The sequence below is a fragment of the Arthrobacter sp. NyZ413 genome, from assembly GCF_049390645.1.
Classification (GTDB): domain Bacteria; phylum Actinomycetota; class Actinomycetes; order Actinomycetales; family Micrococcaceae; genus Arthrobacter.
Genome location: NZ_CP155434.1, coordinates 1,434,518 through 1,448,286, shown reverse-complemented (window position 1 = coordinate 1,448,286; position 13,769 = coordinate 1,434,518). Strand labels below are relative to the sequence as shown.

12 protein-coding genes and 1 riboswitch are annotated in these 13,769 nt (G+C 65.5%); of the genes, 3 read left to right on the top strand and 9 right to left on the bottom strand.

Annotated elements, in window-relative coordinates:
• Nucleotides 1-9: 9 nt before the first annotated feature.
• Nucleotides 10-1,131, bottom strand: a complete 1,122-nt coding sequence (gene metX, locus ABCW42_RS06770; RefSeq protein ID WP_423184125.1) for a homoserine O-acetyltransferase MetX — start codon at nucleotides 1,129-1,131, stop codon at nucleotides 10-12.
• A gap of 13 nt (nucleotides 1,132-1,144) precedes the next feature.
• Nucleotides 1,145-1,260, bottom strand: a riboswitch (SAM riboswitch).
• Between the two features lie 213 nt (nucleotides 1,261-1,473).
• On the opposite strand from metX, the gene ABCW42_RS06765 reads away from it, so the two are divergent.
• Complete coding sequence (locus ABCW42_RS06765; RefSeq protein WP_423184124.1) at nucleotides 1,474-3,867, top strand: S8 family serine peptidase; 2,394 nt, start codon at nucleotides 1,474-1,476, stop codon at nucleotides 3,865-3,867.
• A gap of 68 nt (nucleotides 3,868-3,935) precedes the next feature.
• Here ABCW42_RS06765 and ABCW42_RS06760 read toward each other — a convergent pair whose 3' ends face one another.
• Nucleotides 3,936-5,252: a bifunctional o-acetylhomoserine/o-acetylserine sulfhydrylase gene (locus tag ABCW42_RS06760; protein ID WP_423184123.1), complete on the bottom strand. Its 1,317-nt coding sequence runs from the start codon at nucleotides 5,250-5,252 to the stop codon at nucleotides 3,936-3,938.
• A 229-nt stretch (nucleotides 5,253-5,481) separates the two neighbouring features.
• Here ABCW42_RS06760 and ABCW42_RS06755 point away from each other — a divergent pair, with 229 nt between their 5' ends.
• Complete coding sequence (locus tag ABCW42_RS06755) at nucleotides 5,482-6,120, top strand: VOC family protein (protein ID WP_133202806.1); 639 nt, start codon at nucleotides 5,482-5,484, stop codon at nucleotides 6,118-6,120.
• A 169-nt stretch (nucleotides 6,121-6,289) separates the two neighbouring features.
• Here the strand turns inward: ABCW42_RS06755 and ABCW42_RS06750 are convergent, their stop codons facing one another.
• Entirely contained in the window at nucleotides 6,290-7,054 is a 765-nt protein-coding gene (locus tag ABCW42_RS06750; protein WP_423184122.1) for a CPBP family intramembrane glutamic endopeptidase, read from the bottom strand.
• Between the two features lie 115 nt (nucleotides 7,055-7,169).
• On the opposite strand from ABCW42_RS06750, the gene ABCW42_RS06745 reads away from it, so the two are divergent.
• The gene (locus tag ABCW42_RS06745; protein ID WP_423184121.1) at nucleotides 7,170-7,850 is read left to right on the top strand and encodes a histidine phosphatase family protein; all 681 of its coding nucleotides are present in this window, start codon (nucleotides 7,170-7,172) and stop codon (nucleotides 7,848-7,850) included.
• A gap of 11 nt (nucleotides 7,851-7,861) precedes the next feature.
• On the opposite strand, the gene ABCW42_RS06740 is transcribed toward ABCW42_RS06745, so the two are convergent.
• The 6 genes from ABCW42_RS06740 to hutI all read right to left on the bottom strand — a co-directional run bounded on the left by ABCW42_RS06740 (nucleotide 7,862) and on the right by hutI (nucleotide 13,765).
• Nucleotides 7,862-8,653: a DeoR/GlpR family DNA-binding transcription regulator gene (locus ABCW42_RS06740; protein WP_423184120.1), complete on the bottom strand. Its 792-nt coding sequence runs from the start codon at nucleotides 8,651-8,653 to the stop codon at nucleotides 7,862-7,864.
• Nucleotides 8,654-8,676: 23 nt separating this feature from the next.
• Nucleotides 8,677-9,516, bottom strand: a complete 840-nt coding sequence (locus ABCW42_RS06735; RefSeq protein WP_423184119.1) for a class II fructose-bisphosphate aldolase — start codon at nucleotides 9,514-9,516, stop codon at nucleotides 8,677-8,679.
• Nucleotides 9,513-10,472 carry a 1-phosphofructokinase family hexose kinase gene (locus tag ABCW42_RS06730; RefSeq protein WP_423184118.1) on the bottom strand — a complete coding sequence of 320 codons (960 nt, stop codon included), beginning with the start codon at nucleotides 10,470-10,472 and terminating at the stop codon, nucleotides 9,513-9,515. Before ABCW42_RS06730 ends, ABCW42_RS06735 begins: the two co-directional genes overlap by 4 nt.
• Nucleotides 10,469-11,419, bottom strand: a complete 951-nt coding sequence (locus ABCW42_RS06725; RefSeq protein WP_423184117.1) for an ROK family protein — start codon at nucleotides 11,417-11,419, stop codon at nucleotides 10,469-10,471. The genes ABCW42_RS06730 and ABCW42_RS06725 overlap by 4 nt, the downstream gene beginning before the upstream one ends.
• A 9-nt stretch (nucleotides 11,420-11,428) precedes the next feature.
• Entirely contained in the window at nucleotides 11,429-12,364 is a 936-nt protein-coding gene (locus tag ABCW42_RS06720; RefSeq protein WP_423184116.1) for an SIS domain-containing protein, read from the bottom strand.
• A 177-nt stretch (nucleotides 12,365-12,541) separates the two neighbouring features.
• A complete protein-coding gene (gene hutI / locus ABCW42_RS06715; RefSeq protein WP_423184115.1) occupies nucleotides 12,542-13,765 on the bottom strand; it encodes an imidazolonepropionase in 1,224 nt (407 codons plus the stop codon).
• Between the last annotated feature and the right edge of the window lie 4 nt (nucleotides 13,766-13,769).

Below are 13,769 nucleotides of genomic sequence, written 5' to 3'. Positions count from 1 at the left end.
GAAGCAGCATCAGCCGAAGAAGGCGTCCCGCAGCTGGGGACCGAGCTGGCCGATTTCGGTGAGGAATCCGTCGTGCCCGATGGGCGCCTCGATCACGTGGACAGGCACATCGCCCGGGAGGGCGTTCGCGAGTTCGCGTGACTGTTCCGGGAAGTAGAGCCGGTCCGAGTTCACCGCCGCGACGAAGAATTCCGCCGTGGCCACGGACAACGCGTCTTCCAAAGTGCCCCGGCCGCGCGTGACGTCGTGGCTCATGAGGGCTTCGGTGATGGCGATGTAGCTGTTGGCGTCGAAACGCTTGACCAGTTTGCTTCCTTGGTGGTCGAGGTAGCTTTCCACTTGGTAGCGGCCGCGGCGGTCCAGGCGTGCCGCGTCGAGCGGCGACTCGGCGCCCTGGGGGTTGCGTCCGAAGCGGAAGTCGAACTCATGCGCCGAACGGTAGGTGATGTGGGCGATGCGCCGGGCAAGCGCGAGCCCCGCTTCGGGGGCGGCCTGGCCGTAGTAGTCGCCGTCGTTGAAAGCAGGATCCTGCCGGATGGCTAGCGTCTGGGCTTGGGCGAAGGCGATCTGCTCGGCAGTGCTGTGGGCACCCACCGAAATGACCGCACACCGCTTGACGCGGTCCGGGAAGGTGACTGCCCATTCCAGCGCACGGGCGCCTCCCATGGACCCGCCCACCACCGTGTGCCAACTCCTGACCCCCAGTGCGTCCGCCAGCCGCGCTTCGGCCACGGTGCTGTCCCGCAGCGTCACCAGCGGGAAGCGGGAACCCCAGGGTTTCCCGTCGGGAGCGGACGACGACGGCCCTGTGCTTCCGTAGCACCCTCCCACGATGTTGACGGAGACCACGTAGTAGCGGTCTGTGTCGATGGTGGCCCCGGGACCGACGAGGTGCTCCCACCAGCCTTCCTCGTCGCTGTCGCCACGGGCCACATGCGTGCTTCCCGTCAGGGCGTGTTCCACGAGGACGGCATTGGAAGCGTCCGCGTTGAGCTGTCCCCACGTTTCGTACGCGAGGACGACGCCGGGAAGGAAACCGCCGGCTTCGAGCTCAAGGGCGCCGACGGACTGGTATTTGAGGGTTCCGTCCGAGGAACCGGAAAGGGGTACGGCTGTTGCAGCAATTGTCATTCGTTGACACCTCACATCGCGCTTGCCCGCCGCCAAAAAAGCGAAGGGCCAGGTCTTCACCCGGGGCACCCCACCGCGAGAGGAGGGTTGCCGGCCAGCAAGCCGGGGCTGTTGCTGGCACTCATGACCTTGTGTGAAGAGTCTAGGAAAAACGGCACCCTCCTGACGAAGATTATGACGACTTTGTGACAATTGATGGCCTTTTATTCGCCAAGCACGGACAGGGGCGTCCTGAAAAAGAAGGGGCGCGTGTTGCGCATGTGGCTCGATAGAATGGTGGGAAGTAGTCTCCGCCGTCGAATGCCTCCACCAGCACTGCGCGCCACAGGAAGATTGAAGATCGTGAAAAAGCCGCTCGGCCTCGTTCCGATAGCCCTGTTCCTCCTCACTTCGGGTTTCACCTTCGGAGTCCCGCTCCCCGCCCAGGCGGACAGCAGCCCTACGGCGGGCACTGGCCCCGCGGCAAGCACTGGCCCCGCGGCGGGCGAGGACCGTTACCTGGTCCACTACGTGCCAGGGACGGACGTCGCCGGCAAGGCCCAGGAGCTGCGCTCGGAGGGAGTCGCAGTGGACAAGACCTTCACGCACGCCGTGAAGGGCGCAGTTGTCACCGCGACGCCTGCCAAGGCAGCGCAGCTGGCGAAGTCCAGCCGCGTGGCATCGGTGGAACTGGACACGCCCGTCCGGATTTCAGGCACCGAGTCGCCGGCTCCGTGGAACCTGGACCGCATCGACCAGCGGGCCCTGCCGTTGTCCGGGGGCTACACACCACCGTCAAGCGGGGCCGGGGTGTCCATCTACGTCGTGGATAACGGGGTGTTGGGTACGCACCAAGACTTCGGCGGCCGGGTAACTACCGGGTGGAGTGCCTTCTCGGGACAAGCGGCCAACGCTCCGTGCACCGACCCGACCATCTCGGAAGCCGGGCACGGGACCCACGTTGCCGGCATCGCGGCCGGAAGCGTTTACGGCGTGGCAAAGTCCGCCACCATCGTCCCGGTGCGGGTCCTGGGCTGTGACGGCACGGGTTACTCCTCCGACGTCATTGCCGGTTTGGACTGGATAGTCCAGCAGCACCAGGCCGGCCAGCCTGCCATCGCGAACCTCAGCCTCTCCGGACCGGCAAACCAAAGCCTGGACGACGCCGTCCAAGGCGCGATCAACAGCGGCATCACCGTCACCCTGGCGGCAGGAAATTCCAGTACGGACGCATGCACCCTGTCCCCCAGCCGGGTGCCCGCCGCCATCACCGTCGCCGCGAGCGACAGCTTCGACGGGCAGGCATCCTTCTCAAACTACGGATCCTGCGTTGACCTGTACGCCCCTGGTGTCCAGATCACATCGGACTGGCAAACCTCGAATACAGCCACGGCTGTCCTCAACGGCACCTCCATGGCTTCGCCCCACGCCGCGGGCGCGGCAGCGATGATCCTCTATGCCCACCCGTCATGGAGTCCCGCACAGGTGGCAGCGTCCATGACCGCATCGGCAACTCCCGGCGTCATTCAATACGCGGGCGCCGGGACTCCGAACCGCCTCCTCTATGTCGGTTCGGATGACAGCAACGGGGCCGTCGTATCGCAGGGCGGCTTCGTCGCCAAGGCTCCGTTCCGGCAACTGGACACGCGCAACGGCACAGGCGGCGTCCTCGGAGCCCTCGGACCGGGCCAGACCATCAGCGTCAAGGTAACCGGCCAGGGCGGAATCCCCGCATCAGGTGTTTCCGCAGTCGCCATGAATATCACCGTGGCGAATCCGACGTCGAATGGCTTCATCACCGCTTTCGCCGGCGGCACGGTGCGGCCCGGCACCTCCAACCTGAACTTCGACCAAGGCCAGATCGTCCCGAACTTCGCGATCACGCCGGTCGCGCCGGACGGAACCATCTCCTTCACGAACACGTCCAACGGCACTGTGCAGCTCATCGCCGACACCACGGGCTACTACCTTGCCACCGGTGTGCCCTCGGTACCCGGCACGTTCTCCGCGCAGGCTCCGTTCCGGCAGCTCGACACCCGGGACGGCAGCGGTGGCGTCAAGGGGCCGGTGGCACCAGGGCAGACCATCAGGGTCCGGGTCACAGGCAGCGGCGGCATCCCGTCGTCCGGTGTTTCCGCCGTCGCAATGAACATCACGGTGGCCAATCCGACGTCGAACGGCTTCATCACCGCGTACGCCGGCGGGACCCCGCGGCCCGGCACCTCGAACCTGAACTTCTCCCCCGGCCAGATCGTGCCGAACTTCGCCATCACGCCAGTCGCGCCGGATGGAACGGTCGCGTTCACCAATACGTCCGGAGGAACGGTCCAGCTCATCGCGGACACATCGGGCTACTTCCTCGCGGGAACGCCGACGGCGGCAGGCGCGTTTTCTGCCCAGGCACCTTTCCGGCAACTTGACTCCCGCGACGGCACCGGCGGCGTCCTCGGACCGGTCGCCCCAGGCCAGACCATCAGGGTCAAGGTCACCGGCCGGGGCGGTATCCAAGCGTCCGGCGTTTCCGCCGTCGCGATGAACATCACTGTGGCCAACCCGTCGTCCTTCGGCTACATCACGGCGTATGCGGGCGGCAGCTCCCAGCCGAGCACTTCGAACGTGAACTACGCGACGGGACAGATCATCCCGAACTTCTCGATCACTCCCGTGGCCCCGGACGGCACCATTGCCTTCACCAACAGTTCCTCGGGCACAGTACAGCTCATCGCCGATACGTCCGGGTACTACATAGGGGGTTAACGGGGTCGTGGGCGCCCGCCGAAGCGGACGCCCACGACTGGACGGTCTACTGTGCCCCGGGCTTTGGCCTATGCTCCCTTGGCTGCCCTGAACCCGGCTTCGAGGTCGGCGAGGATGTCGTCGATGTGCTCGATGCCCACGGACAGCCGGACCAGGCCGGGGTTCACGCCTGCCACGGCTTGCTGTTCGGGCGTGAGCTGGCTGTGGGTGGTCGACGCCGGGTGGATCACGAGGGAACGCACATCTCCGATGTTTGCCACGTGCGAATGCAGCTCCAGTGCGTCCACGAATCGCTTGCCGGCCTCGATCCCGCCCCGAATGGTGAACGAAACAACTGCGCCGGTGCCTTTGGGACCATACTTGCGGCCGCGCTCGAACCAGGGGCTGGACGGGAGGCCCGCGTACGCGACCGATTCGACGTCGTCATGCACTTCAAGCCACTGCGCCACTTTGGTGGCGTTCTCGACGTGGCGTTCCACCCGCAGGCTCAGCGTCTCGATGCCCTGGGCGATCAGGAACGCGTTGAACGGCGATACCGCGGAACCGAGGTCACGCAGGAGCTGGACGCGGGCCTTGAGGATGTAGGAGAGGTTGGCCCCGAGGGCTCCGTCCTTGCCGAGGTCCCGTGCGTAGACGAGGCCGTTGTAGCTCGGGTCCGGAGTGTTGAAGTTGGGGAAGCGCTCCGGGTTCTTGGCGAAGTCGAAGTTCCCGGAGTCCACGATGACGCCCGCAATAGCTGAACCGTGGCCGCCAAGGTACTTCGTGGCCGAATGGACCACGATGTCCGCACCCCACTCGAGCGGACGGATCAAGTAGGGCGTCGCGAGGGTGTTGTCCACCACCAGTGGAACACCGGCCTCGTGCGCCGTCTTGGAAACGCCCTCGATGTCCAGGACGTCCTGCCGCGGGTTGGAGACCACTTCGGCGAAGAACAGCTTGGTGTTGGGCCGGACGGCGTCGCGCCACTGCTCGAGGTTGTCCGGGTCCTCCACGAACGTGACGTCGATTCCGAACTTCTTCAGGGTGTGGGCCAACAGGTTGTAGGTACCGCCATAGAGGCTCGGGCTCGCCACCACGTGGTCACCGGCTTCGGCGATGTTGAGGATGGCGAACGTCTCCGCTGCTTGGCCTGAGCTCAGCAGGAGTGCGGCCAAGCCGCCCTCGAGGCTCGCGATGCGCTGTTCGACAGCGTCCTGCGTGGGGTTGCCGATGCGGGTGTAAATGGGGGCGAGCTCGGCCAGCGCGAAGCGGTTTGCCGCGCTTTCGGCGCTGGGGAAAACGAACGAGGTGGACTGGTAGATGGGAAGCGCCCGGGCGCCTGTGGCGGCGTCCGGCTCCTGGCCGACGTGGATCTGTCGCGTTTCGAATGACCATCCTTGGGACATTGCGGACTCCTCGTTCCTCGGGTTGTTGGGTGGAGCAATGGGCCGCGGTTCAGCCGTCCGGCGCGCGGTTCCCGCCAGTCTAGGGATGGCAGCGCACTGGACGGAACCTTTGTGACGAACGCAGTAGCATTCGGTCTTCATGCGTCCCTGAGCTGCATCTTTAGTACATCCCATCTCGGTTAGGCTTGACTTAGCTGAGAGCTCAATCACAAAGTGCCAAGATGAAGCCATGCGCATGGATCACGTCTCTTACGCTTGTGAACGAGATGGCCTCTTGGCCACCACCGAGCGGATTTCCGCAGCATTGGGAGTGGACGCAGTCCGGGGCGGAGTGCACCCGCGCTTCGGTACCCGCAACATGATCATTCCCCTTGCTGACCACAAATACCTGGAGGTTGTCGAGGTCTTGGACCACCCGGCATCCGACAAGGCACCTTTTGGACAAGCCGTCCGTGCACGCTCCGCTGCGGGAGGTGGCTGGATGGGCTGGTGCGTCGCCGTTGACGACCTGAGCCCCTTCGAACAGCGACTCGGACGTTCCGCAGTCCCCGGCAACCGCAAGTTCCCGGACGGCCGCGAACTCGTCTGGCAGCAAATCGGCATCCTCGGCCTCATCGCGGATCCGCAGGTTCCGTACCTGCTCCGCTGGGAGGGCGACCCGGCTCTTCATCCCTCCCTCGTCTACGCGAGCGACGTCAAGATGTCCAGCCTCACCATCGCCGGCTCCGCCGAGCGTGTCACCGAATGGCTCGGCGAGCCCGTGGAGAAGCCCCTTGAGGACGTTGCGGTCCAATGGATGGCTCCGCATGGAACGCCGGGAATCATGTCGGTAACGTTTGAAACCGCCAACGGGGCCGTCACTATCTGACGGGCCACCACTGACTGGCCATGGGCAAGGAGGCCCGCCAGCTTCGGCCGCCATTCACGGGTGCCAACGATGTCACCCGTAAATGGCGGCCGAATTTTTTTGACCGGCGTCGCGCGGCGCCGAGCGGAGGCACGACTGAGGCGCGGCGCGACTCGGCGCGGCGTGCCGCCTACCCCAGCCCGACTGCCTTCCCGAACACGCTGAATCCGACGAATGCCACGATGTCCAGGAGGGAATGGGCCACGACGAGCGGCATGACCCTCTTCGTCCGGGTATAGATCCAGCCGAAAACGAGGCCCATCACCATGTTGCCGATGAACGGCCCGAAGCCCTGGTAGAGGTGGTAGCTGCCGCGCAGGAGCGAACTCAGCACGATGGCCAGCGGCGTGCTCCAGCCGAACTTCGCGAAGCGGTCCAGGAGGTAGCCCACCACGATGACTTCTTCGACGATCGCGTGCCGTATAGCGGAGAGGACCAGTACCGGCACCGTCCACCAATAGGCGTCCAGGCCGCTGGGGATGATCGCTGTGGTGATCCCCAATGCCCGGCCCACAGCGTAGAGCCCCAGCGACGGGATGCCGATCAAGGCGGCGAGCCCCAGCCCCTGGAGCGCGTCGCGGCCAGGCCGTGCGAAGTTGAAGCCCAAGCGGGCGAACCCGGAAGGACTCTCCCCCGAACGTCGGTCGACAGCCAGGAAGTAGAACACCAGCACCACGGGAACCAGTGCGAAGGCAATGTCCAGCAATTGGTACGTGAGGTCGAAATACTCGCGCGGGCTCTGGGATTGGTTAAGGGTGGATGTTCCCTGCGCCAAGGGCGCCCGGGTCATCTTGTCCAACAACTGCACCACGGAATACACGGCTGATTGGCCCAGTGACAGGCCAAGGACAATCAGCACTTCGGTGCGCAGCCGGCGCGTTGAGGCAAGGAGCATGCTCCTATCTTGCCCGCATTTGCCTGATATTTTCCCGTGAGGCGCCTGTACCCCGATGGCCTGTACGCCAAGGCACCGGCGCCCCGCTCCGGCGTCGGACCCTATGCTTGGTGGGATGAGCGCGCCCGCAAGAATTTTCATGATCCGGCACGGCCAGTCGGCCGCCAATGCCGATACGTCCATTTACAACCGCGTGCCCGATTACCGGATCCCGCTCACAGAGCGCGGGATCGAGGAAGCCCGGGTTGCCGGCGCCGAACTGCGCAGGAAGCTCGACGGCGAGCCGGTGTGCGTCTATGTGTCGCCATATCTTCGGGCGTACCAGACTCTTGAGGCACTTGAGCTAGGCAACCTGACGGAAAGGGTCATCGAAGAACCACGGCTGCGCGAACAAGACTGGGCCAACTTCCAGATCGCCGGCGACATCGGCGACCAGAAGGAACTGCGCAACCTCTACGGGCATTTCTTCTACCGCTTCCGCGAAGGTGAATCAGGCTCGGATGTGTACGACCGTATTTCGTCCTTCATGGAAACGCTGTACCGGCATTGGGAAAAGCCGGACTATGCTCCGAACACCCTCCTGGTGACCCATGGCCTCACGATGCGGCTGTTCTGCATGCGGTGGTTCCATTGGTCGGTAGAGTACTTCGAATCACTCAACAACCCGGGCAATGCCGAACTGCGGACGCTCGTTCTCAACGAGCAAGGCAAATATGACCTCGATACACCGTTCAGCCAGTGGGTGCAGCGGGGCATGGATGCCACAGTCCTGAACGCGCCGCCCATGAGGTTCTGAACGGCGCCCCGCTACGAATCCTTCGCGACGATGACCTCGGTGCCGGCGGCCTCGAACGCGGCCTTGTCTTGGTCCGAAATACCGGAGTCGGTGATGAGCCGGCGGAACTCGTATCCTGCCATGGCCGCAAAGGCACGCTTGCCGATCTTGTTGGAATCGGCGAGGACGTAGGACTCCGTGGCGCGGCGGGCCATCACGGTGTTCACCATGGCTTCGCCCTCGTCCGTGATGGTCGGGCCGATCTTGGGATCAACCCCGTTGACACCGATAAAGGCGATGTCCAGGGCGACCTTCTGCATGATGACGTCCGTGTACGGTCCCACGAGCTCATAGGAGCGGGGGTTCAGGATGCCACCGGTGACCATGATCTTGATGTTGGGGCGCACCGCGAGTTGGGCCGCGATGTTGATGGCGTTGGTGACTACCGTCAGCATGGGCCGGTTGGAGGGCGCATTCAAGTCTTCGCGGGTGGAGAGGACTTGGGCGAGGGCCGTGTTGGTGGTGCCCCCGCTGAGTCCGATCACGGCACCGGGCACAATCAGCTCCGACGCCGCAAGGGCGATCTGCTGTTTGGCTTCGGCGTTGTCGTCCCGGTTGTACCGTCCCGGAAGGTCGTACGCAACTGAGCCCGTGGTGGCTCCCCCGCGGGTCCTGCTCAGCAGCCTCTGCTTGGCAAGGCTGTCGAGGTCTCGGCGCGCCGTGGCAGGCGAGACGCCCAAGCGGGTCACGATATCTTCGACTTCAACGTGCCCTGACTCTGCGAGGAGGTCAAGGATGGCTGTCAGCCGATCGTTGCGGGTCATCACGAACCTTCCGGAAATTGAAGCTAGTCCACTTTCGCAAACAGCGTCAGCAGACGTGCGGTTTCCAACACCAGCGCGTCCCGGCCGGCCTTGATGTACTTCCGGGAGTCCACCACTGACGGGTTGGCATCCAGGTATTCACGGACGGCGCGGGTGAAGAACCCGTTCAAGTGTGTGGATACGTTGATCTTAGTCATACCTGCCCGGATCGCCGCCACCAGGGTTTCGTCTGCTACGCCGGAAGAACCGTGGAGGACGAGCGGAAGATGGACGGCTTCCTTCAAGCGGGTGATGAGGCCGAGGTCGAGGGCTGCGGTCCGTTCGGTCATGGCATGCGAGGACCCGACGGCGACCGCGAGCGCATCTATTCCGGTTTCTTCCGCAAAGGACCGTGCTTCGGCGGGGTCGGTCCGGACGCCCGGGGCATGGGCGCCGTCCTTTCCTCCGACTTTCCCGAGTTCCGCCTCGAAGAAGACTCCGTGGGCTTCGGCGTATTCGCCGACCCGCCGCGTGACCTTCACGTTGGCGGCGTAAGGCAAGTGGGCGCCGTCGTACATCACTGAACCGAAGCCGAGGTCGATGGCTTGTAACGCCAGTTCCTCGGTTTCGGCGTGGTCTAGGTGCACGGCCACGGGAACCGCCGCGTCCCGCGCGATGGACATCGTGGCGCGGGCGATCGGCACCAGTCCGCCGTGGAAGCGGACGCAGTTTTCCGAAATCTGCAGGATCACCGGAAGCCCGGCGGCTTCCGCCCCGGCCACCAGTCCTTCCGCGGTTTCGAGGTGGACGACGTTGAAGGCGCCTTGGCCGGTGCCGCCCGCGGCGGCGGTTTCCATGAGTTCCCGGGAACCGACAAGGGTCATGGGGTTTCCTTCCAGTTAAGAATCAGTTGCTGTTCGAGGTCCGCGTAGAGCGGCGAGATCTCGCCGGCGGCCGGCATGAGCACCGCCGCCGCCGACCAGGCCGTGGCCTTGCGGAGCATGGTCTGAATGTCAGGGTTGCCGGCGGCGAGGACGACGGCGGCAGCAGCCACTGCGGCGTCGCCGGCTCCCGTGGGGTTTCCGCTGAGCGCTTCCGGGAGCCGGGCGCTCCAGTAGCCCCCGGGCGCGGCGTGATGGAAGGCGAGCATTCCTTCGGCGCCCGCGCTCACCAGGACGGTCTTGGCTCCTTCGCCGATCAACCGCTTCGCGGCGGCTTCGAGATCGCTCTCGCCGGTAGCTTCGAGCAGTTCGTGATGGTTTGGTTTGAGCAGGTCCGCTCCCGCGCGGGCGGCGGCGATGATCGCGGGACCGGAGGTGTCGACGACGGCGGGGATCCCGGCGTCGTGCGCCAACCTTACGATCGCCGGGTAGAAGTCGGCTGGGGCGCCGGGCGGCAGGCTCCCGGAAGCGACGATCACTCCGGTACGGTTCCCGCTCTCCAGGGACTCGACGACGACGGCGGCGAGCGCCTGCCATTCGGCGGGTTCCAGGGGCTTTCCCCGCTCGTTGAAGATGGATGTTTCGCCGCCCACCGTGTCCACGAGCGCTATGCTGCGCCGCGTTTCCCCTGCTACGGGAACCAAACGGTGCGGCACGCCGCTTGCGATGAGGTCCGTGGCGATTTCCGCTCCCGTGGCTCCTCCGGCGGTGGCGAGGGCGAGCACCGGGTAGCCGAGCTGGTGCACCACGCGGGCGACGTTGAGGCCTTTGCCTCCGGCGCGGCTGATCGGGGACTCCACTCTGTGGCTCGCTCCGGCAGTGATCCCTGCGACGTGGTAGCTGATGTCAATGGCTGGATTGGGCGTAATGGTGACGACGCGCCCTATCTCGTGGTTCATCGCCCCACCCCGGTTCCGGAGGTGGCTTTCGCGGCCGGCAGGAGGGCGCGGGCCCGCAATGCCGCACCGAGCAATCCGGCGTCCTGGCCGAGTTGTGCGCGCACGATCACGGGCCGGCGTTGGAAGTCGAGCATCTGGTCAAGGCGCATGCGCAATGGATCCAGGAGTCGATCGCCGGCTTCGGCAAGGCCGCCGCCTACCACCACTGCTTCGGTACCGATGATGCTCACGCACTGGCTGAGGCTGAAGGCGAGGGCGTCCACGGCGTCGGACCAGATCCGGGAAGCAAGTTGATCGCCGGCCGTGGCCCGCTCGATCACTTCCCGGGCTCCGGCGCGCGGAGTTCCGGATTTTTCGCTGTAGCGCCGCGCGATTCCGCCGGCGGATCCGATTGCCTCGAGGATCGCGTGACCCTTGCCGTCAGGGTCCGGAACAAGGGCGTGGCCCAATTCCCCGGCGAAGCCCCCGGCCCGCAGCGGGTAGCCGTCGGAGATCACGGCCGCCGCGATCCCTGTTCCGACCACCATCACCACCACATTCCTGTAGTCGCGGGCAGCACCGAAACGGAATTCCGCCTCGGCAGCCGTGCTGACGTCGTGGCCGAAAGCGAGCGGGAGGCCCAAGCGCCGCGTTGCCATTTCGCGGAAGGGGAAGTTCCGCCATCCGAGGTTTGCCGAGTAGATTCCGATTCCTGCGTCGGAGTCCACGATTCCCGGGACGACGACGCAGGCGGCTTTTGCCGCGTGGGCGGGGAATTCGGCTGCGAACTCCGCGGCGAGGGTGCCTACCGCGTCCACGATTGCATCACCGGGATTGCCCGGATCGCGTGGCGTGGGAATCCTGCGCAGGCCAAGGATGTTTCCGGACGCGTCGACGAGCCCGGCCTTCAGGTCCGTCCCGCCGACGTCGAACGCCAGGACAGCGGATTCGGCGGCTCCGAGGATCATGGGAGGGCCCTAGGCCGTGGCGTTCAGGACGACTGAGCGCGTGAGGTTTCGTGGCACATCAGGGTTAAGTCCCCGTGCGCGTGCGCGTTCCAGCGTGACTTTGTGGACGCGTGCAAGCTCCGCGAGGGGATGCTTGCCGGTATTCAGGTAGAGAGCTCCCGTGCGGACCATTTCCGCGTCCAAGCCCTCGGGCTGCTCTCCGAAGAGCCACGTGACGCGGCCCGGGGCGGCAATGGAAATGGGACCGTGGCGGTATTCCATCGCGGGGTAGGATTCCGTCCACCCCTGCACGGCCTCGCGCATCTTGAGTCCCGCTTCGTGGGCCAGGCCCACGGTCCAGCCGGTTCCGAGGAACGTGAATTGTTCGGCATCGATCAGTTCTTGCGGGACCGGTTCGACGACGGCGGCACGGGCCTCCTCAATGGCGTCGCCAAGGTCCACGCCAAGGCTCGTCAACAGGTACGCGAGGGCCGTCGTGGCAAAGCGCGTCTGGACCACGGACTTCTCATCGGCGTACGGGAGTCCGATCACGGCGTCGGCAAGGGAGGTGATGGGCGACTCCACGTCGCCGATCACGGCGATGGTGCGCACCGTGCCCTTCAAAGCCGCCAACAACTCGAGCACCTCAGTGGTGGTGCCGGAGCGCGTGATGGCGATGACGGCGTCGTACTTGCGGTCCGGACTGTTGTGGTTGAGGAAGGCTTCCGACGCCGCGAACGCGTCGGTGACGCCCTTGCCTGCCGCCTCGCGGGCAGCGGCATAGCTTTGCGCCATGAACCAGGAGGTTCCGCAGCCAACGACGGCGACCCGCTCGCCGTCCGCGGGCAGCAGGTGCTCGGCCGAGGCCTGTTCGATCGCCCTGCGCCAGACCTCGGGCTGAGATGAAAGCTCTTCTTCCATGAAGGCGCCGAGTCCAATGAAGGCACCGGGGGTGTTGTTACTCATCGTGCTTACCGCTCCTGTCCGCCGACTGCTCGCCGATTCGATTTGACGTTTTTTGATCTATACAAACACTAAACGATCATTTTCAATCGCACAAGAATCGTCGCACCCTCACCGCGGGCAAAGAAAAAGCAGGGCCCCTCCGGAACGGAAGGACCCTGCTTTCGGCGCCTGCAGGCTTTAGGCCGCGCGCTCTCCGGCCCGCCAGACGGCGAACGTCAAGGGGATGCCGGGACGGTACGCGAGGTGCGTGGCCGACGGCGCCTTGAGCATGTGCAGGTCCGCGCGGTGCCCGACGGCGATCGAGCCCACCGCGCGTTCGCCGTCGACGTCGTTGCCCGACTCCCTGCCCAACGCCAACGCGCCGCCGTAGGTGGCCGCCCGGACGGCTTCGTGGACGCTCAAGTGCATCTGCAGCACGGCCGTCGTGACGCAAAAGGCGATCGAACTCGTGTAGGACGTGCCGGGATTGCAGTTCGCGGCCAAGGCAATCTGCACGCCGGCGTCAAGCAGCGCCCGGCCCGGCGCGAGGGGCTGACGGGTGGACAAGTCACAGGCGGGAAGGCACGTGGCCACCGTGCCACGCTCCCCCGTTCCCGTGGACGCGTCCCACTTGCTCCAGGTTCCCGCAAGAGCCTGGACATCGGCGTCGTTGAGGTAGTTGACGTGGTCAACGCTTGCGGCTCCGAACTCCACGGCCAATCGCACACCCGGCCCTTCGCCCAATTGGTTGCCGTGGACGCGCAGGCCGAGGCCCGCCTCCCGGCAAGCCGCCAGGACCCGGCGCGACTGCTCTTCGGTGAAGGCGCCCCGCTCGCAGAAGACGTCGGCCCAGCGCACGTGCGGACGCACGGCGTCGAGCATGGGACCGCACACGAGGTCCGTGTATTCCTCGGCGTCGGCGCCGGCGGGAACAAGGTGCGCGCCCAGGTAGGTCACTTCGTCCACGGTCTCGGCGGCGATGCGGGCGCTGCGCGCCTCGTTCTCGACATCCAGCCCGTAGCCGGTCTTGCTCTCAAGGTAGGTGGTGCCTTGCGAAACAGCTTCGGCCACGCGCCCTGCGGCAAGGCGCCGCAATTCGTCATCGCTCGCCGCGCGGGTCGCCCCGGTGGTGACGGCAATGCCGCCCGCGCTGTAGCTCTGGCCGGCCATCCTCGCTTCGAATTCGGCGGTACGGTCGCCGGCGAAAATTAGGTGCGAGTGGGAGTCCACCCATCCCGGCAGCACGGCACGGCCTTCCGCATCCACGAACCGGTCGGCGGCGGGCGCGTCCACGGCCGCGCCGATCCAGGAGATCCGTTCGCCCTCGATCACCATCGCGGCGTCCTTGAGGACGCGGTGCTCCGCGTCCTGGGTCATCAATTCGCCGATGTTGCTGATCAGTGTGCTCGTCTGCCCGCTCATGAAC

Coding starts and splice junctions, on each gene's coding strand:
- metX (WP_423184125.1), bottom strand. CDS start 1,131: ATGACAATTGCTGCAACAGCCGTACCCCTTTCCGGTTCCTCGGACGGA.
- hutI (WP_423184115.1), bottom strand. CDS start 13,765: ATGAGCGGGCAGACGAGCACACTGATCAGCAACATCGGCGAATTGATG.
- ABCW42_RS06720 (WP_423184116.1), bottom strand. CDS start 12,364: ATGAGTAACAACACCCCCGGTGCCTTCATTGGACTCGGCGCCTTCATG.
- ABCW42_RS06755 (WP_133202806.1), top strand. CDS start 5,482: ATGCGCATGGATCACGTCTCTTACGCTTGTGAACGAGATGGCCTCTTG.
- ABCW42_RS06740 (WP_423184120.1), bottom strand. CDS start 8,653: ATGACCCGCAACGATCGGCTGACAGCCATCCTTGACCTCCTCGCAGAG.
- ABCW42_RS06730 (WP_423184118.1), bottom strand. CDS start 10,472: ATGAACCACGAGATAGGGCGCGTCGTCACCATTACGCCCAATCCAGCC.
- ABCW42_RS06735 (WP_423184119.1), bottom strand. CDS start 9,516: ATGACCCTTGTCGGTTCCCGGGAACTCATGGAAACCGCCGCCGCGGGC.
- ABCW42_RS06750 (WP_423184122.1), bottom strand. CDS start 7,054: ATGCTCCTTGCCTCAACGCGCCGGCTGCGCACCGAAGTGCTGATTGTC.
- ABCW42_RS06760 (WP_423184123.1), bottom strand. CDS start 5,252: ATGTCCCAAGGATGGTCATTCGAAACGCGACAGATCCACGTCGGCCAG.
- ABCW42_RS06725 (WP_423184117.1), bottom strand. CDS start 11,419: ATGATCCTCGGAGCCGCCGAATCCGCTGTCCTGGCGTTCGACGTCGGC.
- ABCW42_RS06745 (WP_423184121.1), top strand. CDS start 7,170: ATGAGCGCGCCCGCAAGAATTTTCATGATCCGGCACGGCCAGTCGGCC.